At 38.2% G+C, this 19,936-nt stretch carries 21 protein-coding genes; 3 read left to right on the top strand and 18 right to left on the bottom strand.

Annotated features, from left to right (window positions below; genetic code table 11):
* Position 1 precedes the first annotated feature (1 nt).
* Genes ACZ5R4_RS19240 through ACZ5R4_RS19230 form a run of 3 tightly spaced genes read right to left on the bottom strand, consistent with a single transcriptional unit; the run spans position 2 to position 2,830 of the window.
* Positions 2 to 1,282: a TRAP transporter large permease gene (locus tag ACZ5R4_RS19240; RefSeq protein ID WP_109983725.1), complete on the bottom strand. Its 1,281-nt coding sequence runs from the start codon at positions 1,280 to 1,282 to the stop codon at positions 2 to 4.
* Between the two features lie 5 nt (positions 1,283 to 1,287).
* The gene (locus tag ACZ5R4_RS19235) at positions 1,288 to 1,788 is read right to left on the bottom strand and encodes a TRAP transporter small permease (RefSeq protein ID WP_054859744.1); all 501 of its coding nucleotides are present in this window, start codon (positions 1,786 to 1,788) and stop codon (positions 1,288 to 1,290) included.
* Positions 1,789 to 1,816: 28 nt separating this feature from the next.
* Complete coding sequence (locus tag ACZ5R4_RS19230; protein WP_464367839.1) at positions 1,817 to 2,830, bottom strand: TRAP transporter substrate-binding protein; 1,014 nt, start codon at positions 2,828 to 2,830, stop codon at positions 1,817 to 1,819.
* Positions 2,831 to 3,153: 323 nt separating this feature from the next.
* Here ACZ5R4_RS19230 and ACZ5R4_RS19225 point away from each other — a divergent pair, with 323 nt between their 5' ends.
* Positions 3,154 to 4,341 (top strand): ROK family protein, encoded by a 1,188-nt coding sequence (locus ACZ5R4_RS19225; protein ID WP_245902268.1) that lies wholly within the window; start codon positions 3,154 to 3,156, stop codon positions 4,339 to 4,341.
* Between the two features lie 67 nt (positions 4,342 to 4,408).
* Positions 4,409 to 5,137: a GTP pyrophosphokinase gene (locus ACZ5R4_RS19220; RefSeq protein WP_054787175.1), complete on the top strand. Its 729-nt coding sequence runs from the start codon at positions 4,409 to 4,411 to the stop codon at positions 5,135 to 5,137.
* A gap of 174 nt (positions 5,138 to 5,311) precedes the next feature.
* Here the strand turns inward: ACZ5R4_RS19220 and ACZ5R4_RS19215 are convergent, their stop codons facing one another.
* The 15 genes from ACZ5R4_RS19215 to ACZ5R4_RS19145 all read right to left on the bottom strand — a co-directional run bounded on the left by ACZ5R4_RS19215 (position 5,312) and on the right by ACZ5R4_RS19145 (position 19,466).
* On the bottom strand, positions 5,312 to 6,229 hold the full coding sequence (locus ACZ5R4_RS19215; RefSeq protein WP_054859742.1) for an aldo/keto reductase: 918 nt from the start codon (positions 6,227 to 6,229) through the stop codon (positions 5,312 to 5,314).
* Positions 6,230 to 6,300: 71 nt separating this feature from the next.
* On the bottom strand, positions 6,301 to 7,389 hold the full coding sequence (locus tag ACZ5R4_RS19210) for an ABC transporter ATP-binding protein (RefSeq protein WP_277678331.1): 1,089 nt from the start codon (positions 7,387 to 7,389) through the stop codon (positions 6,301 to 6,303).
* Positions 7,386 to 9,122, bottom strand: coding sequence for an ABC transporter permease (locus ACZ5R4_RS19205; protein WP_464367838.1), 1,737 nt, complete (start codon positions 9,120 to 9,122; stop codon positions 7,386 to 7,388). The genes ACZ5R4_RS19210 and ACZ5R4_RS19205 overlap by 4 nt, the downstream gene beginning before the upstream one ends.
* Before the next feature lie 8 nt (positions 9,123 to 9,130).
* Positions 9,131 to 10,138, bottom strand: coding sequence for an extracellular solute-binding protein (locus ACZ5R4_RS19200; protein ID WP_054787174.1), 1,008 nt, complete (start codon positions 10,136 to 10,138; stop codon positions 9,131 to 9,133).
* A gap of 37 nt (positions 10,139 to 10,175) precedes the next feature.
* Entirely contained in the window at positions 10,176 to 10,958 is a 783-nt protein-coding gene (surE, locus tag ACZ5R4_RS19195; RefSeq protein ID WP_277678329.1) for a 5'/3'-nucleotidase SurE, read from the bottom strand.
* A complete protein-coding gene (locus ACZ5R4_RS19190; RefSeq protein ID WP_464367837.1) occupies positions 10,936 to 11,745 on the bottom strand; it encodes a sugar phosphate isomerase/epimerase family protein in 810 nt (269 codons plus the stop codon). The genes surE and ACZ5R4_RS19190 overlap by 23 nt, the downstream gene beginning before the upstream one ends.
* Positions 11,746 to 11,748: 3 nt before the next feature.
* Positions 11,749 to 12,099 carry a PHP domain-containing protein gene (locus ACZ5R4_RS19185; protein ID WP_464367836.1) on the bottom strand — a complete coding sequence of 117 codons (351 nt, stop codon included), beginning with the start codon at positions 12,097 to 12,099 and terminating at the stop codon, positions 11,749 to 11,751.
* 214 nt (positions 12,100 to 12,313) lie between these two features.
* A complete protein-coding gene (locus tag ACZ5R4_RS19180) occupies positions 12,314 to 12,544 on the bottom strand; it encodes a PHP domain-containing protein (RefSeq protein WP_464367835.1) in 231 nt (76 codons plus the stop codon).
* Between the two features lie 292 nt (positions 12,545 to 12,836).
* Positions 12,837 to 13,703 carry an ROK family protein gene (locus tag ACZ5R4_RS19175; RefSeq protein ID WP_109983736.1) on the bottom strand — a complete coding sequence of 289 codons (867 nt, stop codon included), beginning with the start codon at positions 13,701 to 13,703 and terminating at the stop codon, positions 12,837 to 12,839.
* A 13-nt stretch (positions 13,704 to 13,716) separates the two neighbouring features.
* Positions 13,717 to 15,105, bottom strand: coding sequence for a glycoside hydrolase family 32 protein (locus ACZ5R4_RS19170; protein ID WP_277678327.1), 1,389 nt, complete (start codon positions 15,103 to 15,105; stop codon positions 13,717 to 13,719).
* Between the two features lie 34 nt (positions 15,106 to 15,139).
* Positions 15,140 to 16,522 (bottom strand): sucrose-specific PTS transporter subunit IIBC, encoded by a 1,383-nt coding sequence (locus ACZ5R4_RS19165; RefSeq protein WP_464367834.1) that lies wholly within the window; start codon positions 16,520 to 16,522, stop codon positions 15,140 to 15,142.
* 154 nt (positions 16,523 to 16,676) lie between these two features.
* Positions 16,677 to 17,666, bottom strand: coding sequence for a LacI family DNA-binding transcriptional regulator (locus tag ACZ5R4_RS19160; protein ID WP_277678325.1), 990 nt, complete (start codon positions 17,664 to 17,666; stop codon positions 16,677 to 16,679).
* A 135-nt stretch (positions 17,667 to 17,801) separates the two neighbouring features.
* Positions 17,802 to 18,449 carry a uridine kinase family protein gene (locus ACZ5R4_RS19155; protein WP_054859733.1) on the bottom strand — a complete coding sequence of 216 codons (648 nt, stop codon included), beginning with the start codon at positions 18,447 to 18,449 and terminating at the stop codon, positions 17,802 to 17,804.
* Positions 18,450 to 18,494: 45 nt separating this feature from the next.
* Entirely contained in the window at positions 18,495 to 18,938 is a 444-nt protein-coding gene (locus tag ACZ5R4_RS19150) for a VOC family protein (protein ID WP_109983740.1), read from the bottom strand.
* Positions 18,939 to 19,091: 153 nt separating this feature from the next.
* Entirely contained in the window at positions 19,092 to 19,466 is a 375-nt protein-coding gene (locus tag ACZ5R4_RS19145; RefSeq protein ID WP_054859732.1) for a hypothetical protein, read from the bottom strand.
* A 168-nt stretch (positions 19,467 to 19,634) separates the two neighbouring features.
* Between ACZ5R4_RS19145 and ACZ5R4_RS19140 the strand changes: the two genes are divergently transcribed.
* On the top strand, positions 19,635 to 19,931 hold the full coding sequence (locus ACZ5R4_RS19140; RefSeq protein ID WP_109983741.1) for a hypothetical protein: 297 nt from the start codon (positions 19,635 to 19,637) through the stop codon (positions 19,929 to 19,931).
* Positions 19,932 to 19,936: the final 5 nt, after the last annotated feature.

Here is a 19,936-nt window from a genome sequence, read left to right as displayed (position 1 = left end):
ATTAAGGTTCAAAGATCGATGGCAAGTATAGTGAAATCTCAGGTACATAAGCGACAAGTAAGACCACGACAATCATTGCCGCATAAAATGGGATCATTCCCTTGGATGCTTTTTCGATAGGAATTTTTCCGATTGCCGATCCTACAAACAGCACAGAGCCAACTGGAGGTGTCACTAAACCTACTGCTAAACAGATGATAAGCAGAACTCCGAAATGGATAGGATCAATACCTACAGTTGTTGCCACTGGAAGTAGGATAGGTGTTGTAATTAAAATCAATGGTGCCATATCCATTACCATACCTAATAAAAGTAAGATAATCACTATAAACAGAACGGTGATGGCATCATTTGGAGAGATACCGATTAAGAAATCAGATACCATTGCTGGCACCTGAAGTAATGCTAATAACCAGCCAAATGCAGAAGAGGCAGCAATAAGAAACATAACCATTGAAAGTGTTTTAAACGTTCGGTATAGGATAACCCCCATTCTTGCTAACGGTATTTCCCGATAGACAAAGAATGTAATAATGAATGCGTATAATACTCCGATAGCGGAAGATTCCGTAGCAGTGAAGAACCCACTAAGAATTCCTCCCATAATAATAACAACCGTTAATAAGCCTAGTAAACCTTCCCACATAATACGAGGGATCTCCTTACGATCAATGACTTCTCCTTTTGGATAGTTTCGTTTAACTGCGATGACATAAGTTAAAACCATCAAGGCAATCCCAAGAAGTAATCCTGGACCAAGTCCTCCCATAAATAGGGCTCCGACAGAAACACCACCTGCTGCCGTTGAATAGATAATCATATTATGACTTGGTGGGATTAATACACCTTGTGCAGCACTAGAAATCGTGACAGATACCGAATAATCAGAATCATAACCATTTTTCTTCATCATCGGTATTAAAACAGAACCGAGAGAGGAGGTATCTGCTAATGCTGATCCAGAAATACCACCAAAGAAAGTACTTGCCAATACATTCACCATAGCAAGACCGCCTCTAATTTTCCCAATGATAACATTCGCAAAATTGATCAATCGACGAGAAATTCCTCCTTCATTCATAATCTCACCAGCTAATATAAAAAATGGAATAGCTAATAAAGAAAAGGAATTCACGCCACTTACCATACGTTGTAAAATAGCGGCTAAATCTATATCCATATACATTCCTGTTATTAAGGAAGACAAGATCAGCGTAAGTGCTATTGGGACTCTACATAATAATAAAATAATAAAGCTTCCTATTAATATAGCGACTTCCATCCTTCTTACACCTCACTTATCTCTTCTGTTAAATCTTGGTGTAGCCCTTTAGTAAATAACAATTCCACGCCATATAATGTAAGGAAAAAGCCGGACACAGGTATACTTGCATATAGGAAACTACTTGGTAATCCTGTACCAGGCATCGTGGACGCTCCCATTAGAACAACAAACTGATAGCCATAATAGATCATCATGATCCCAAAGCCAATAATTAATATCTTCGAAAAATAATCAAATAGATGCTGAATCGACTTAGGTAGCTTATTGATAACAAGACCTAGGGCTATATGCAATCTTGCCTTTACACCATAAGCAATTCCTAAAAAGCTAATCCATACTAACAGTAATCGAGAAAGTTCCTCAGACCAAGATGGAGTGTAATCGAAAAATTGCCGAGAAAAGACTTGAATAATAATGACAATCGCCATAGATCCAAGCATTGTTAGAACAATTCCAATTAGCATCTTGTTTAGTAGAGAAACGATTTTTTTAAAAAGATTCATAAAATCTTCCTCCTTCTAGCTAACAAAACTATTTCGTTAGCTTCTCAATCCAATCTCCATATTGCGATTCATATTCATCGTAAACTGGCTGAACTGCCTCTCTCCATACTGCGATATCTTCTATTTCTGTTAATTCACTTCCTGCTTCCTCTACAGCTTGCGTGGACTCTTCCACTAATTCAGTCCACGCCTCTCGTTGGACAGCTACCGATTCTTTTGCAGCTTCCTTGAAGGCTTGTTTATCCTCTTCACTTAAGCTATCCCACAACTTTTGAGAGCCAATAACAATCTCTGGTGTTCCAGAATAACCATTAACCGTATAATATTTAGCTACCTCATAGTGGTTACTCGTGTAATAGCTTGGGAAGTTATTTTCCGCTCCATCAATGACTCCTGTTTGTAATGAAGAGTAAACTTCCTCATAGGCCATTGGTGTGGCAGATGCTCCTAATGCCTCTACAACAGAAATTGCTAAATCAGATTGTTGAACACGTAATTTTAATCCTTCTAGATCCTCTGGCTTCTCAATCGGACGTTTCGAGTTATAAAAAGCTCGTTCACCAGAGTCATAGTAAGCTAACCCAACTAAGCTCGTACCTTCAAATGTTTGAAGTAGTTCTTCTCCAATGTCTCCATTTAATTTCTCCCATTTCTCCTCTTCACTCTCAAATAGAAATGGCATGGATAGAACACCAATCTTATCATTAAACTGTGTTAGGGGTGTGGCATTTACCCGAGCGAGATCGATGGAACCTAATTGTACCTGCTCGATAACACTCACTTCATCCCCTAGCTGTCCACCAGCGTATACGTCAATTTTATAACGACCATCTGTTTTTTCCTCTACTAATCTTGCAAATTCTTTATCTCCAACAGTTGTTGGGTAATCCTCTGGTTGATTTTCAGCAAGCTTTAATGTAATAGTTTCCCCACTACTATCGCCACTACTTCCTTCCTTGTTATCAGATGAATTACTACAGGATGCTAATAACGTGATAGCGCTTACTATAACAATAAACATAAGAAATATCTTTCTCTTCATGTTGTCCTCTCCAATCTGTTAAAATTAACTAACTCCCACATTAGTTTATTGGGTAAATTAATTAGTTGAGATCATTATAAATGAAAACGTTTTATATTTCAATATTTTTTTAAGATTACCTTATTTCCTTTGTTTTTTCTATATTAACGAATCGGTTAAGCTCATCATTTTAATTCTATTAAATCTATCTAGTAAACAAATTATCATCTTTCTTGTGAATTTATAGCCAGTTTTACATTGATTTGTTATAATTCCATTTAATATAAGTTTACATCTATAATTTATCCGTTAAACAAATAACTATTTGAAAAAGGGGGAGAATCGTGATAGGAGATGGAACCTATATAAAAAAAATGAATCGTGATCTGATCCTGCAGGAAATATTTACTCAGAAAAAAATCTCAAGAGCGAATCTATCAAAGAAGACAGGCTTAAATAAAGCAACTATATCTAGTCAGGTTGGAGATTTAATCAAGGACCATTTTATCTTTGAGACACAGGAAAAACATAGTGGTTTAGGTAGAAGACCTATTTTACTATCTATCAATGAAGAAAGTGCGTATTTTTTAGGGATCGATTTAGATTATGAAAACATTCTATTTAATGTGATGAATCTTAAAGGAGATACAGTCCTTTTTGAGAAAGTCGATTTATTTTCCGATATTTATGAGGAGATAGTTGAGCTTTTAGCAAATAAAATTTCCCAATATAAAACAATTTTCGCTGATTCAACCTATGGTTTAGCACAAGTAACGATTGGTATTCATGGAACTGTTTCTACAGATGAAACGATTTATTTTATTCCAAAATATCAATGGCGAGAGAAGGATTTAAAGAAGGATCTGATGGCTAGAGGTATAAAAAACGTCTATATAGAAAATAATGCAAACCTTTCTGCTTATGCTGAAAAAGTTTTTTACTACCATCAAAGCAATCATTTATTAAATATTACATTATCTACAGGAATTGGTGCTGGAATTATTATTAATGGAAATTTACAAAAGGGATACAATGGACATGCCGGCGAAATCGGGCATATGATTGTTTATCCGAAAGGAAGGCCTTGTCGTTGCGGCAATGAGGGCTGCTGGGAGCGATATGCCTCTGAACCAGCACTGTTGAACCGTGCAAAGCATGTCCTTCCAGTGAACATTTCATCCCATGCAGATTTGGAGAAATTAGTCGATAATCGAGATAAAGACGCGATAAAAGTAATCAACGATTGGTTAGCAGATGTAAGTATTGGTTTAAATAATATTATTAATATTTATAATCCTGAAATGATTGTCTTAAACAGTCCTATTTTAAATTTCTATCCACATGCGTTAGAAGAACTAGATAAACATTTGGTTTCTTCTGTATCGAATTACCATAAGATAGCCGTTTCTGAGCTTGGTGGAAAAGCTGGTGTTGTAGGTGCATGTGCCATAGGTATTCAGCGATTTATGGGACTACCTCAGCTCTCTTTATTAGGAACCAACAATATAACCGTAAATGAAGCTAACCTTTGACTTTCATTCACATGCTAGTAATAATAGTGATAGATACCAGTCATTTGAGAGGAGTTCTACTAACTAAATGGATACACCCCTAGATTACAGCAATATCAAAAAGCTAAAAGTTGAATTAACTCGTTTTATGATGGCATATAAATTTGCACTAGAAGAGGTTAATACGAAAATTAATATACTTCAGCAGGAATTTCAGTATATGCATGATTACAATCCAATTGAACATGTCAAATCACGGGTGAAATCACCCGAAAGTATTATGAAAAAGGTACAAAAGAAAGACCTACCATTTGATCTTGCTACGATTAGAGAACATATTCATGACATTGCAGGAATTCGTATTAATTGCTCTTTTGTATCCGACATATATCGTATTGCTGATATGCTTGAACAGCAAAAGGATATTACCGTTATTCAGAAGAAGGATTATATTAAAAATCCTAAGCCTAATGGCTATAAAAGCCTGCACTTAATTATCCAAATACCTATTTTTATGTCAGATAGAGTGGAAAATGTGTTTACAGAAATTCAAATTAGAACGATTGCGATGGATTTTTGGGCAAGTCTAGAACACAAAATTTATTATAAATATAATAAGGTCATTCCAGAACCCTTACAGAAGGAATTGAAGGATGCAGCTCTATCTGCTAATGAGTTAGACGAGAAGATGGAGCGAATTCATAAGGAAGTCAACAAAATAAAAGCAGCTGACACTCTTGACCAACATAGGGATGACGATCAGGTCGTATTTCCACCTGAGATACTATCCATTATTGCAGAAACAAAAGATCATTAAAAACATTAGAAAAACTCGCATTCGCTCCTCCTTAATCGAATGTGTTAGCTTTTCTTATCCTTTGGATTTTCGCTTCGTCGCATTATTTCTGCAGAAATTTTATACTTTCCAAAGGTATAAAGAAAAACCTATGATTACTTCCATAACATAGGTTTTTCTCATTTAGACTGCTTTTTATGGTAGACGATTGCCTGCTGTTCGATACAACTCATACCATTCTTCTCGCGTTAACGAGACATCGGAGGCTTTCGCAATTTCCTTCAATCTTTCTGTGTTCATAGTACCGACGATTGGTTGCATATGAGCAGGATGTCGCAATATCCATGCAATAGCAATCGTTGTTTTCGATACACCTTTTGCTTCACCTATTTCTGCTAACTTTTTGTTTAATTCGGGAAATTGATCATTGTCCACGAAAACTCCACCAAAGAAACCATGCTGGAATGGTGACCATGGCTGTATCGTCATATCATGAAGACGGCTGTAATCTAAAATAGCACCATCACGAACAATGGCTGGATCATCTTCCATATTAACGTTAAGTCCTGCATCTATCATTGGTGTAAACATTAAGCTTAATTGGAGCTGATTCGCAATTAAGTCCTGTTCTACATATTTTTTCAACAATTCAATTTGCATGGGATTATGGTTACTCACACCGAAATGGCGCACCTTCCCGCTTTGCTTCAATTCATGAAATGCCTCTGCAACCTCTTCTGGTTCTACTAATGCATCTGGGCGATGGAGTAATAAAACATCTATGTAATCTGTTTTTAATCTTTTTAAGCTACCATCGACAGAGCTTATAATATGTTCCTTAGAAAAATCAAAAAATCCTTTTCGAATGCCGCATTTTGTTTGAATAACGATTTTTTCACGCGTTTGTGGATTCATTTGAATCGCATCTGCAAATATTTCCTCCGACTTTCCACCACCATATATATCTGCATGATCAAAGAAATCAATACCTAGATCCAGTGCATTCTCAATAACACGACTTGCTTCCTGTATCGAAAGCTGATCGATCCGCATACAGCCTAATGAGATTTCACTAGCATGCAAACCACTTTTTCCTAATTCTATTTTTTTCATCTCTGATCCTCTCCTCTCCACAAGGTAGCATTAGTTTATCATACCCTAACTTTGAAAGCGATTAATTAGCTCTAATAGACGTAATGCATATGTGTTGGAGTACTACTTAATAAAACCTCCTGCTTTATCTCTAGAAAAACCTGCTCACCTAAATCGAATGGATCCCCTAGACCTGTTTGAATCTGCCACTCCTCCCCTAAAACCTGCACATTGTAATGCATTTCTTTTCCTTGAAATTGTATCGATGTAATCACTGCTGGAACAGCTTGATTGGAGGACTGCTCCTTAGTTAGGATCAGCTGTTCTGGACGAATCGGATAGTAACCTAATTGCTTCATATCTGGCTCTATTCCAATATCTGGCCACTGAATACTTGGGATCAAATCTGGTGTAAAACGATCCTTCGTCCACTTCCCTTTCATTAAGTTTGCCTTCCCTACGAATTTCGCAACAAATGGCGTCCTAGGATGATGATAAATCTCTGTAGGTGTATCAATTTGTTCTATTTGTCCATTATTCATAACGATGATTCGATCTGCCATTGCTAATGCCTCACTCTGGTCATGCGTAACGTATAGAATGGTTGCATTCGTCAATCGATGCAATGATTGAATTTCACTTCTCATCTCCATTCTGAGCTCTGCATCTAAATTACTTAAGGGCTCATCCATTAGTAGCAGTTCAGGCTTTGGAGCAATGGCTCTAGCTAAAGCGACACGTTGTTTCTGACCACCAGATAGTTCACTTGGCATCCTGGTACGGAAGGATTCTAATTCCACTATTTTCAGCACGTCCTCCATGCGTTTCTTCTGATTTTGCTTTATTTCCTCTGATACAAATCGATGATGCTGTAAAGGAAATCGAATATGTTCTGCCACATTTAAATGTGGCCATAGAGCAAAGGACTGAAAAACCATTCCAATATTCCTTTTTTCAGGTGGTAAGGTTTTCGTTGGATTGCCAACCTCCTGATCCCCAATGGTAATCGTTCCTTCTGTTGGTGATAAAAATCCTGCCAATAGCCGTAGTAGCGTTGTTTTTCCACAGCCAGATGGTCCAAGAATTGCAATGAATTCACCCTTCTCTATAGAAAAATCTATGTGACGTAATGCTTCAAAGCTAGAAAATCTTTTACTTAGCCTTTGCACCTTTATAGTCATCTTGCTCGAGCCACCTTTCGATTCCATAAGAATTGTGTGATATACAATAGAAAAAAGCCGAGTAATATGAAAATAATGATCAGACTAGAAAATGCCGTCGAATAAGTAGTATAGCCAGCCTGTTCAAATCCAAAAATGACAACACCTATTGTTTCTGAATTACTAGACCAAAGAAGAGAGGAAACCGTTAATTCAGTTAAAGCTGTCAAAAAAACTAGAAAAGCACCACTTAATATACTTGGTAACAATAATGGTAATAAGATCTTCCTCCATTTCACCCAACTGTTAGAACCACTAACAATCGCTGCCTCTTCCATCGTATAATCAACCTGTAACACTGCCGTAATGCTCCCTCTTACTTGTAAAATGAGGAATCTTGTAAAATAGGCAATAAATAAGATAAGCACAGATCCATAGATTCCAGGATTCCAGCCAGGGATTGGCTCCATCCAAGCAAAAATCATGGATAATGCCATTACCGTTCCAGGCAATGCATATGGTAGGCTTATCGCGATTTCCGATAATTGATTCCACCTATTTGGTTTACGCACACGGAAATAGGCAAACATTGTTCCAATCATTACACCGATAATCGTGATGACAACAGCTAGCTGAACACTATTGCCAATCGCTCTTTTCGCTTTTGGACTCGTTTCTAGTACAAATTGATAGTTTTTCAGGCTGATATGATCCCAAGTAAAATCTACCCCATAAGCAGGAAGTAAAGAGGTCATCCCCATCGCCAAAAGTGGAACTAAGCTAGTCAGTAGTAAAAAACTCCATAATATGATTTCAACGATGACCTTTGATTTTCTTAAAAAAAATCTAGCCTTCTCATCCTCTACCGTTGTTTCAATTCGCTTTGATTTTCTGAGTAAAAGCCATTGCAGGAACGTCCCCATTAAAGCAATTACACCTAACAAAACGGATAGTGTGGAAGCACGTTCAAAAGCAGTGGGACCAAAACCGACAACCTGTTGATAAATATAGGTGCTGAGCACATCAATTTTTGCTGGAATTCCTAGAAAAGCTGGAATTCCGAAATTATCTAAATTGGCTAGAAACGCTAGAAAACCACCACTTGCTATCCCAGGTAATGCTAGTGGTAAGGTCACTCGTCGAAAGGTTTGCCAGCTACTGGCACCCGACACACGCGATGCATGTTCTACTTCACGTGGTATTTTTCGAAAAACACTAATGGAAAGTAAATAAACGAGTGGATAATGAGAAAATCCAAGTACAAAAATGATGCCACCCATACTATATAAATTAACCGATCCTAATGAAAAGGGAAAAAGTTCTGCTAACTTTTCGTATAAACCATTTGCTCCGAAAAATTGTGTCCATGCCAATGTCGTAATATAAGAGGGTATAACAAAGGGCAAAATGATAAATAGTTGCATTAGTCGCTTTCCCCGAATATCGGTATATGCTACAAGCCAAGCAAAAACAATGCCTAGCGTTACAGAAATAGTAGTAGATCCGAGCACAATGAGAATCGTATCTCCCATAACTGACCATGTCTTACTATCCTGTAAAATCGTCGTATAATTCGCAAGGCTAAAGGATCCATCAACCTGAATGCTTAAGGCTATTAATCGATAAATTGGAAGTAAGAAAATAATTGCAATCATAACTAAAGCTAGACCCATTAAAATTTTTTGCCAGGTAAAGAGAGAAGATAATGCACGTTTTGGCATTATCCCCCTGTTTTCTTTTGTGGAAATTTGCATGTTTTCACCTATTCTCCAAAGAGTTGATTAAATCTTTGCTTGTCTTCCTCTCGTGCTTTAAATAATTCTTTAGTATCCGCTTCTAAGACTTTCATTTCCTCAATCGTTTTTAGACCTTTAGGTGCTTCTACACCTTCCCGAATCGGCGTGTAGCCTATTTCTGATGCAAGCTCTTGTCCTTCTTCTGATAAAACAAAATCGACAAATGCCTTAGCGGCAGCTTCATTTTGTGTATCTTTCATAATTCCAATCGGCTCCGTGATGACTGGTACTCCTTCTTCCGGATAGACGAGTGTCACGGGAGAACCTTCTGCTTCAGCACGTGCCACGACAAAATCGACAACCATACCATAGTCCACCTCTCCTGCAGCAACAGCTTTTAAAACGGCGCCATTACCTTGGGTGATTGTCGGATTACCTGCTTGTATAGCTTCGTAAAATTCCCATCCAAATCCATCAGTGCGTGTGAAAACTCCTAGATTGTAAGCAGCTGCTCCGGAATATAATGGGCTTGGCATCGCTACATTACCACTTTGTTCTGTTAAAACATTCCATGATGCTGGGGGCTCCTTTACATTATCGGTATTCACTACCATTGCCGTCGACATAACCTTCGTGCCTGCATACATATGATCTGGATCGACGAATGGCTCCGGAATGGATTCCATTTCAGGGGATTCATATGCTTTTAGCATCTTTTGTTCCTTTAAGCTTTCAAATGTTACCGAATCTGCAACTAAGAGAACGTCTGCTTGCACTTCTCCCGCTTGTTTTTCAGCTTGCACCTTACTCATCACTTCTTCTGTTCCAGATCGATAGATAGAGACATTTACATCCGGATATTTTTCGTTAAATGCTTGAACTAATTGTTCTGCATCCACATCTGGTTGAGAGGTATAAAAGGATAATTCTCCTGAAACGTCTGAGCTTCCCTTCCCAGAAGTTTCGGAGGTAGAACATGCTGCTAAAACGGTGATAAGACCAATGAATAAAATCATATTTTTCCAACGAAACATAACATAATTCCTCCTTAAATTAAAATTCTACGGAAGCTTACGGACGGTTAACGCTGTGGGAAAACCATCGATTCAGTTGTTCTTTTTTTCTTTTATTACTTGCTCTTAGCTCAACAGGCGAAATCGTAATATATCCTTCTCGCAGGCTACTAAAATCTTTATTTTCCCTCAGTTTATCTAGCTGCTGGTATTCGTCCTTTAACCAATAATAGATTTGACCATGTGGATCGTTCAGTCCAACATAGCGATAACGTTGTACCTGCATATCTACATCCACCACTTTAACACCACGGCACAATTCCTTTGAGGTGTATGGTAAGTTCACATTTAGCAGTATTTCCTTAGGTAATGTATATTGAAAAATCACCTCCGCCAATCGATAAAATAAAATTTTGACCTGCTCGTAATTCACATATTGACTGTCAAACGATGCTAACGAAACAGCAACAGCAGGGATGTTATGTAACGTAGCTTCCATTGCTCCTGCGATCGTACCCGAATAAAAAATATCTCTTCCTAAATTAGGCCCAATATTAATCCCTGAAAAAACAATATCTGGGGGTTCTTTCATTAATACATTGATCCCCATGTTCACACAATCTGCTGGTGTGCCATTCACCATCCATGATTGGATTGCTGTCGTAAAAAGCTTATTTTCGATCGCTTTAATTGGATGGCGTAATGTTATGGAATGACTGATAGCACTTCTTTCCTTATCTGGACTTACGACATATACCTCTCCAAAGTGGCCAAGAACATTCACCATTGCTTCTATACCTGGATGAAAGATGCCATCATCATTTGTAACTAAAATTCTCAAGCGCTTCCCTCCCTAAGACTGCCTTTTGCTCTACATACTGAAGATGCTTTTTTAATAAGGGGAATGATGGACTTTGATCGAATCCTTCCAAAACAATAGGTAAATGACTATCCTTTAATTCGGTAATGATTCTATCTAATTTGCTCTCCCCATCACCTAATGCAATATGGTAGGCTTCCTTTGAAGTATCACTAAGATGGATCTTATTAATGCGATTCAGTTTTTCATAGTAATTGTTCGGCTCTACATCTAATGGAACATGTGCCACATCAAAGGTTACCCGAATGCGATCAGGTAGCCCCTCCAATAGGTCGTTCATATCATTCGGAGTGGTGATAAGCTCCTTTTGCTTCTCCTCCATTAACTCTACGGATAGGTGGACATTGTATTGATTTGCTTTTTCAGCTAGTCTGAGCAAATTCTGTCTTAAGACCTTTATATAATGCTTTCGATCCACATGCTCGATCGTCATTTTCCCTGGATGAATTGTTATATTCCTTGCATCCAGCCTATCTCCTACTTCCATCGCATACTCGATTTCCTTTAATGAACTTCTTTGTACTTCCGGGTTTAATGCACAAGGATTTAGATCCCAGCTTGATGCATGAATTGTTAAGGATTGATTCGTATACTTTTTAGCTTCTATGATCTCTTCAAGAGTGGATTGATGAAAATGTATCTGGTCTATCCAAACCTCTACTCCATCTAAATGAAATGCTTCTGCTATTTGCAGCACATCAGGTATTGGGTAGTTCCAACAAAGGGTTGAAGACAGATATAAGTACATCAGCTACACCTCCTGTTTCCATTGGTCGATACAGTCCGATTCAACCAAAACACTTCCAATCGGATAAGGATTTCGGGAGCTTGGTCCATGATGATCACTTCCTCCAGATTGACGGCAGCTATATTTTATGGCGATTCCCTTCCAATATTGCGTGTCACTTACAGAATGCTTTGGATGATAGACCTCTATTCCATCAAGGCCATTCTCCATCAATTTTTTTATAGGAGGGATTTCAGGATAAATACCTGGATGTGCTAAAAAAGCTTGTCCACAAGCTTCATGAATCAAGTCAATTGCTTGTATTGCTGTGAACGGAGCTCTCGGCACAAATGCATCTGCGCCTTTTTTTAACAATTTTTCATGGGCTTGCTTACTTGTGTGAAAATAGCTTTTTTCGACTAAAACATCTGCTATATGTGTCCGTACGATAATATCTCCAGTTGCTTTCTGAAGACATTCCTTTAAGGAAACAGCATAGCCTAACTGATTTAATTTTTCGATAATATCTTGAGCCCATTGCTTCCGTTCCTCTTTACGCCAAGCAATATGTCTTATTAATGCCTCACAGTCAGGGTTTATATAATAGCCGAGTATATGTAATTCGCCATCTTCCCCGTCTTCCGGGAATCACATGTAAATTAGCTGGCGCATTTTTTCTTGCCTTAACATAACCAGCCATTTCATCATGATCTGTGATCGATATTATCGTGATCTCTTTTCTCACTGCTGTGGCCACAATTTGCTCAGGGGTTAGCTCTCCATCGGAAAAAGTGGAATGTATATGCAAATCGATTATCATCACTCACCTCACTTCTAGTTGTCTGTATCTATCATTCTACTAGGCAAGTTTTAATTACGATTAAACAGAATGTCTAAAGTTTGTGAAGGAAATGTAAAGGGAAGGAAAACAGAATTCCTTGGAAAAGTATGATTTTATAGGTATTGGAAAGGAAAGGATGTAAATTAATTTACGTTTGGTTCATATGTTTGGGGTAGCTTACATCTAATTATCGAATCCATTTTTTAGAGGAGCTCGCGTTAGCTTTTCTTATACTACTAAAAAATCCCCGAGAATTGTCTCGGAGATCTATTTATTGCATTGCTAAGTATAGTGCACCTTTTACGCCAGCCTCGTCGGTTAGACCTGGTGGCACGATGTATTGATCAATTTCTTTTTCTGTAAGATAAGGAGAACTCACATAACCATTTAGCATTTCTAGTACATTTTTGCGAATGAGTGGGAAAAGCTGTTCTTGCTTCATTACACCACCACCCATAATAATTCGTTCAGGAGACAGAATATAAATATAGCTTGTTAATGCTTGGGCTAAATAATATGCTTCCATTTTCCAAACCTTCTGGTCATCTGCTAGCTCATGGCCCTTCTTACCCCAACGTCTTTCCAAGGATGGACCTGCGGCGATTCCTTCCAGACAATCACCATGGTATGGGCATGTGCCACTATACGTGTCATCTGGATGTCTTCTTACCTTAATATGACCCATTTCTGAATGAGACAGTCCCTTCAATGTTTGACCATGGAAGTAGGCACCTGCACCAATGCCTGTCCCAACCGTAATATATAAGCAGCTATCCACATCTGTCGCATTGCCCCATTTCGCCTCAGACATTGCTGCTACGTTTACATCTGTATCGATAATGACTGGTACGCCTAATGCTTCCTTTAATTTAGCTCCTAATGGATAGTTCACCCAGTCCGTTTTTGGTGTTCGCTGGAGTTGACCATAGGTTGGACTCGTTTCATTGATATCGATTGGACCAAAGCCTCCTAAACCGAGACGTTCTATTCCTTTATCTTGAAAAAACTCGATGACTTTAGGAACGGTTATGTCTGGATGCTCCGTTGGAATGATGATTTTTTCTAAAATTTCCCCTTGCTCATTGCCAATTCCTAGTACAAATTTGGTTCCTCCTGCTTCAATTGCGCCTAACTGCAACCTTACGACCTCCCTATTGTAATGACCAAACCTTTAGATTACCTTCTCCTGTAATGGAGAGGCTTCTATTCTGTTTTTGTGGAAAAATTCTTGCTGTAAACACCAATTCTCCATGGTTCACAAAAATTTCTAGAGACGAGCGATCAAGATAGCACCGGATCTCCAATAAATGATCGGCCACAACAGCCACTCGTTCCTCTCGTTGATGACTACTCAGTTTTGGTCTTGTTAATTTGACTTGTTTTGTTGTTGGATCAAAATCTATTGTAGCATAACCAAACAAGTCTATGTGAAGGTTTTCTCTATTTTCTGGCGTGATAATAAATTCACTAACAGCAGGAACATCACCTGTCCAATTTATCTTTACCTGTGTATCTACTAGTTGATGTTTGCGCAATGCTTGCAATTCTTTGACAGGCTTTTGATAGATTCGATCCTGATGCATAACTAATTCTCTTGGGAGCGTAAGCTGGTGAATCCAATCATTTTCGATCGTTGGATGAAATGGCTCATTTTCATCTGCCATCCCCATCCAAGCAATTAAAATGCGTCTGCCTTTCTTATCTAAGGTTGTCTGTGGAGCATAAAAATCAAAGCCATGATCAAGCTCAAAGAAAGGTCCATGCGTAAAGTCAGTGGTACCCTGCTGCCAATTTCCAATCATATAGCCTGATTGAAAAGTATTCTGATAATGAATGCCATCTGCTTCGATTCCTTGTGGGGAAAATAGCAAGACATCCTTTTCGCCTAATCGAAAGAAATCGGGACATTCCCACATATAGCCAAAGCCCCCTGCAAGCTGTCCATGAAATTGCCATTCTTCTAAATCTTTGGAAGAATATAAAACTACACAACCTTCTTCCTCTATTGTCTGTGCACCTAGCACCATATAGTAGTGCTCCGCTTCTTTCCAAACTTTTGGATCACGGTAATGGGCTGTATATCCTTCTGGGACATCGAGCACGACCCCTTTCTTGTCAAATTTCCTTCCATCCGTAGAAACTGCTAGGCATTGGTACGATTGACGCTGCCCATTAATTTTCACATTCCCAGTATAATAAAGCTGTAATTTATTTTCGATTGCAATTGCACTCCCTGAATAACAGCCATCCTTGTCATACCATGAACTCGGGGCTAAGGCAATTGGTTCATCCTTCCAATCAATCAAATTACTTGAGCTAACATGTCCCCAATATTTTGCACCATGTCCTGTCTCAAATGGCATCCATTGATAAAACAGATGGTAAGTGCCTTTCCACTCGATCCAGCCATTTGGATCATTTATTAGTCCTGTTGGTGGTGCGATATGATAGCTAGGAAAATAAGGATCCTGCTTTGCTTTTCCTTGAAATTGTTCTATTCGTTTGTATGCAAGTTCTTTCAGTTGTTGATCTTGATTCATGTTTAACATCCCTTAATAGATTTTATTTCTTTTTTTATTCATCCCTGTAACCGAACAGATACGTAAGTACAAAGGCAACAGCAATACCAACAATATTTACGATTAAATAGAGGAAGATTTGCTCATTTAGATATAATAACGTTCCTGGAATGACAGTAATCGCCATACCAGTTGCTTGTAAACGTAAAATATCTGCAAGAAATCCTCCAATCGCCCCACCAATTAACCCCATGATGAATGGTTTCCCGTAGCGTAGGTTCACACCAAATATTGCTGGCTCTGTAATACCTAGAAATGCCGACAGGGAGGATGGATAAGCTAGTGCTTTTAATTTTTTTGATTTTGTTTTCACGGCAACCGCTAATGCAGCCCCACCTTGTGCGGCAATGGCAGCAGTAACAATTGGATTAAATGGGTTAAACCCTAGATTCTCTAATAATTGGATCTCCAAGAAATTAAAAATATGATGAACACCCGTTATTACAATAATTTGATTGAAAAAGCCTATAATTAATCCAGCCAATCCAAACGGTAGATCTAATACGGCTATCACTCCATCGAAAATGCCATTTTCTACTAGGTGGAGAATTGGCCCTAACACGAATAGAGACAAAGTAATCATAATAAGCAATACAATAAATGGTGTAACGATTAGATCCAATGCCTCTGGCACCCGTTTACGGAAAAACCTTTCTACTTTAGCACCAATCAGACCTGCAAAGAATGCCGGTAAGACAGAGCCCTGATAACCAATAACTGGGATAAAGCCAAGAAAATATAATGGATCTGCATTGCCTTCTGCTACTGCCCAAGCATTCGGAAGTGCTGGGGAAACCAACATTAACCCAAGTACGAATCCAATGATAGGAGTTCCACCAAATACTCTAAAGGTCGACCATGCTACAAGTGCTGGTAAAAACACAAAGGCTGTATCTGTTAGCACCTCAGTAAATAATAGAAAGTTATCGGATATACTATCGGGTGTCAGTCCAAAAAGAGATAAGACCTGTTCCTGTGTCAATAATCCGCGGAGTCCCATAAACAAACCTGTGGCAACAAGAACAGGTATAATAGGAACAAAAACGTCACCAAATGTACGAATCGCTCGTTGAAAGGCTGTTCCTTGTTTTGCCGCTTCCTGTTTCATTTCGGACTTTGTCGTTCCTGAAACTCCTAGATTGTTGACTTCTTCATAAATACGGTTGACTGTCCCTGTACCAAAAATAATTTGATATTGTCCTGAGTTAAAGAAGGCCCCTTTCACCTTATCAATCTCTTCTACTTTTTTTTCATTAATTTTGTCTTTGTCATGAACCATAATTCTAAGTCTTGTCGCACAATGCGCCACAGATTGAACGTTTTCCGGTCCACCTATTGCTTCTACGACTTGTTTGGCAATGTCCTGATTGCTACTCATAAATATCCTCCTCCATACATGGTATTGATTCCACAACGAGCTAAAAAAATTTTAAAATAGGATTGCTTCTACTTCACACCTAACAAGGAATCGTTCCCATATTCTTTATTAAAAAGAACAATATGGTATCGATCTCATATTGTTCACGTTTTCATCATACACTATCTCGTTTTAAAAGTCTATAGCTGTGAATAACCTTTTTTTCTACTTCATCTTCTCCCTCTAATGCTTTCATCATTAATTGTGCCGCTAACGTACCCGCTTCCTCATTTTGAAAATCAATGGTTGTTAGACTCGGCTCTAAATATTTCGATAAAGTCGACGCACCCGTTGCTCCAATCGCGACATTCTCTGGTATACGGTACTGATGATCCTTCAAATATTGAATAGCACCAATTGCCATTCGATCTGTGACGACAAACACAGCATCAGGTCTAGATGACGAGGTTTCCATCAATCGCCTCATCGCTTGATATCCTGATTCAATACTAAAATCCCCTAGCTGAATCCATTGCTCTCTGACGGTAAGATGATATTTTTTCAATGTATCGACATATGCTCTTTTTCTCTCTATTCCGATAGCCGGATCTTCCTCCCCAACACCGATATAAGCAATTTGGCGATACTTTCTTTCTAGCATATATTCGATCATTTCAACGGTAGCTAGATAATCTGGATAGATAACCGAAGTAGTCTCAGGCATATCTTGTCCAATGACGACAATCGGAACGCGACTTTCCTGAATGGCCCTCATTAATTCTGTTGAAATATGTGTACCTAATAAGATAATTCCATCGACATTACGCGATTGAAGTAAGCGGATAAACTCAATTTCTTTTTCATGATTTAGGGACGTATCGGCTAACAGCACCTGATAGTGATTCTTTTGCAAGAACTGATTAATCCCGCTGACTACTCGACTGGCGGTTTCTGTGCTGATCTTTGGTAAAATCACACCAATCACACCTGATTTTTTCGTTCGTAATGATTGAGCAGACTGGCTCGGCATATAGCCAGTATCATGGATGACGTCTTGGATTCTTTTGGCAGCCTCCTCACTCACATAACCATTTTTGTTTAAAAATCGAGAGACGGTAGATCGAGAAACTCCTGCCATCTTCGCGATATCGTTAATTGTTGTCATTACTTATCTCCTTACACAACCTATTTCCCCTTATTCTATCGCATTCTATCTTCTAGGAAAAGTCATTCTTAGAAAGAAGGCATCAGAAAGTCTAAGTAGGGAGATGCTGTTCACTCTTTTCTTCGCGAATGGATGTCAATAGATAAGTTCATATTTTTCCACGATGAACCCCTGATTATTGTTTTTTATCACTACATCAAAATGCTGATGATATGGATGCATGAATAATTCATATTGTATTCTGCGCTCTTGATGAGAATCTCTTAGGTATTGAATATCTGTCCCTCTTTCAGATATATCTCGAATTTCTCTTCTCTTGAACTCCGTTTCTCCGTCCGTATATAAATAGACCGTCAAATCAAATAATTGTTGACTCAAAAAAGCCATACTCATTCCCTCTATAATAGTTACTTTTTTTGCGGAAGAAATAAACGTGCTTTCTTTAAAATGTGTGCCAATTGTATAAAAATCTAAACCTTTTCTAATCATGTGAATATCTCTTTCTAATGCGGACAAATGATGGGCTGTAGGATGACATGCGGTCATTTTATAATGATGTTCTTCATGGTTATATTCATAATTCAATACGGTGTACTTACGCAGATCCGAGCCGATAATATATGGGTCTGTATTCATGAAATTTAGCGCTTTATCTCCTAGATAATGGATAAGTTTATTGGCAAAGGTGGTTTTCCCAGAAGCACCATGACCGGAGATTCCTATGATTACTTGTTGATCTTTACTATTTATAAAATTAGCTATGTCATCTATTATTTTATCCATTATTCTCTCCTTTTTATATTGCATAAGGATTTATGCTGAATGCCTTTAATTTTTAATGATCAACATGTTAGAGTCATCGAATTCCCAGACTGAGCCATAGGCAACCTCCCAGTAATAACCATCAGGGTCAATGAAATACCCTCCGTATCCACCCCATGATAAATTTTGCGGCTCTTTGACTACTTGGGCACCGACTTTTTTGACTAATTGAAAAATATGATTCACCTCGATTTCAGATTTTGCATTATAAGCAAGCGTGATACCCGAGAATCCCCCTTTTGACAATTCTGGAGGATGATTTTCGTTGATATCCTTTGCCAATTCCTCGATTGGAAATAACTCTAACTTTGATCCCTCATTTTTAAAGAACACAATAACAGGCTTTTCCTCGTCACCCGTCACAGATGCTTCAAAACCTATGTCTCGGTAAAACTTCAGCGATTCCCCAATATCCTTTACACCTAAAGTAATAAGATTAATTCTGTTCATATTAGGCATCAACTCCTAGATAAGATATGACTACTACCATTAGTAGGTCTTACGATGTTCTTCTAGTTAGATTCGACAAATGATTAAATTTTCCTCTTTTAGGGTGCTAACCTTTGTCTATTTCAAAAGGACGTACTTATTGATAGGCGCGTCCTACAAAGGATTTTTCTTTTGTGGGTTAACTCTAAGAATCGTTCCACAGGGATCTGAAATCCAATAGCCCTCTGAGTTCTCGTGAACCTCTACTTCGTCTCTTCTATTAATATGATTCTCACGCAAATAGTCTGCCGCTACCTTCACATTGTCTGTCTGGAGCTCCAGCCATACATCCTGTTTAGAATAATTGTCCATACAATCCAACCATAGTGTGACATCACCAAATTGAAAGGCATGTGATCCGGCCATATTGCCCAAATAGGGTAGCTTGATGACTTCTTTATAAAAATGGACTGTCTCGCTGTATTGATATTTAGGAATTTTTAGTGCAATGTTATTTCCACCTTTGAATTCTCCCTTTGGTTTGTTCAAACAGACAACCTCCTTTTATCTTTACTATACCATCTGTTGTTATTCTTCGTTTCTTCTATATTGCTGTATTGCTACTCCATCACGTAAGAATCATTGTAAAAAACGGGATCTCTATGCAAAATATAAGCAATTTTGGGGATAGTAAGCATAAAAGGTGGTGAAAAGAGAATGGATATGGAGATGTTTATGATTATCGGGATTTTAACTGGTAGTATGATTGTTTTATTAAAGCATTGGCCATTGCTTTTACTTCAGGTTATATATCTGATTATGGCTGGATTTACGGATGGTCTCCTTTTTGTCATTTTGTTCATTGGGCAAATACTGTTTGGTTTCTGGATACTTTATCGATTGTTCATGGCGGTTGACTATGATTATACCCTTCAGATGGATCAGATTGAAGTCATTCCACAAAAATACACAAAAGGCGGAAAGCTTGGACGGAAAAGAAATTTTCTTTTTTAGATTAC

The organism is Gracilibacillus sp. JCM 18860, assembly GCF_055395245.1.
This window is presented reverse-complemented; position numbering and strand designations above follow the sequence as displayed.

Bases quoted from the DNA above. Each gene is read 5' to 3' on its own strand.
- ACZ5R4_RS19240 (WP_109983725.1), bottom strand. From the start codon at position 1,282: ATGGAAGTCGCTATATTAATAGGAAGCTTTATTATTTTATTATTATGT.
- ACZ5R4_RS19235 (WP_054859744.1), bottom strand. From the start codon at position 1,788: ATGAATCTTTTTAAAAAAATCGTTTCTCTACTAAACAAGATGCTAATT.
- ACZ5R4_RS19230 (WP_464367839.1), bottom strand. From the start codon at position 2,830: ATGAAGAGAAAGATATTTCTTATGTTTATTGTTATAGTAAGCGCTATC.
- ACZ5R4_RS19220 (WP_054787175.1), top strand. From the start codon at position 4,409: ATGGATACACCCCTAGATTACAGCAATATCAAAAAGCTAAAAGTTGAA.
- ACZ5R4_RS19215 (WP_054859742.1), bottom strand. From the start codon at position 6,229: ATGAAAAAAATAGAATTAGGAAAAAGTGGTTTGCATGCTAGTGAAATC.
- ACZ5R4_RS19210 (WP_277678331.1), bottom strand. From the start codon at position 7,389: ATGACTATAAAGGTGCAAAGGCTAAGTAAAAGATTTTCTAGCTTTGAA.
- ACZ5R4_RS19205 (WP_464367838.1), bottom strand. From the start codon at position 9,122: ATGCAAATTTCCACAAAAGAAAACAGGGGGATAATGCCAAAACGTGCA.
- ACZ5R4_RS19200 (WP_054787174.1), bottom strand. From the start codon at position 10,138: ATGTTTCGTTGGAAAAATATGATTTTATTCATTGGTCTTATCACCGTT.
- ACZ5R4_RS19190 (WP_464367837.1), bottom strand. From the start codon at position 11,745: ATGTACTTATATCTGTCTTCAACCCTTTGTTGGAACTACCCAATACCT.
- ACZ5R4_RS19180 (WP_464367835.1), bottom strand. From the start codon at position 12,544: ATGATAATCGATTTGCATATACATTCCACTTTTTCCGATGGAGAGCTA.
- ACZ5R4_RS19170 (WP_277678327.1), bottom strand. From the start codon at position 15,105: ATGAATCAAGATCAACAACTGAAAGAACTTGCATACAAACGAATAGAA.
- ACZ5R4_RS19165 (WP_464367834.1), bottom strand. From the start codon at position 16,522: ATGAGTAGCAATCAGGACATTGCCAAACAAGTCGTAGAAGCAATAGGT.
- ACZ5R4_RS19160 (WP_277678325.1), bottom strand. From the start codon at position 17,666: ATGACAACAATTAACGATATCGCGAAGATGGCAGGAGTTTCTCGATCT.
- ACZ5R4_RS19155 (WP_054859733.1), bottom strand. From the start codon at position 18,449: ATGGATAAAATAATAGATGACATAGCTAATTTTATAAATAGTAAAGAT.
- ACZ5R4_RS19150 (WP_109983740.1), bottom strand. From the start codon at position 18,938: ATGAACAGAATTAATCTTATTACTTTAGGTGTAAAGGATATTGGGGAA.
- ACZ5R4_RS19140 (WP_109983741.1), top strand. From the start codon at position 19,635: ATGGATATGGAGATGTTTATGATTATCGGGATTTTAACTGGTAGTATG.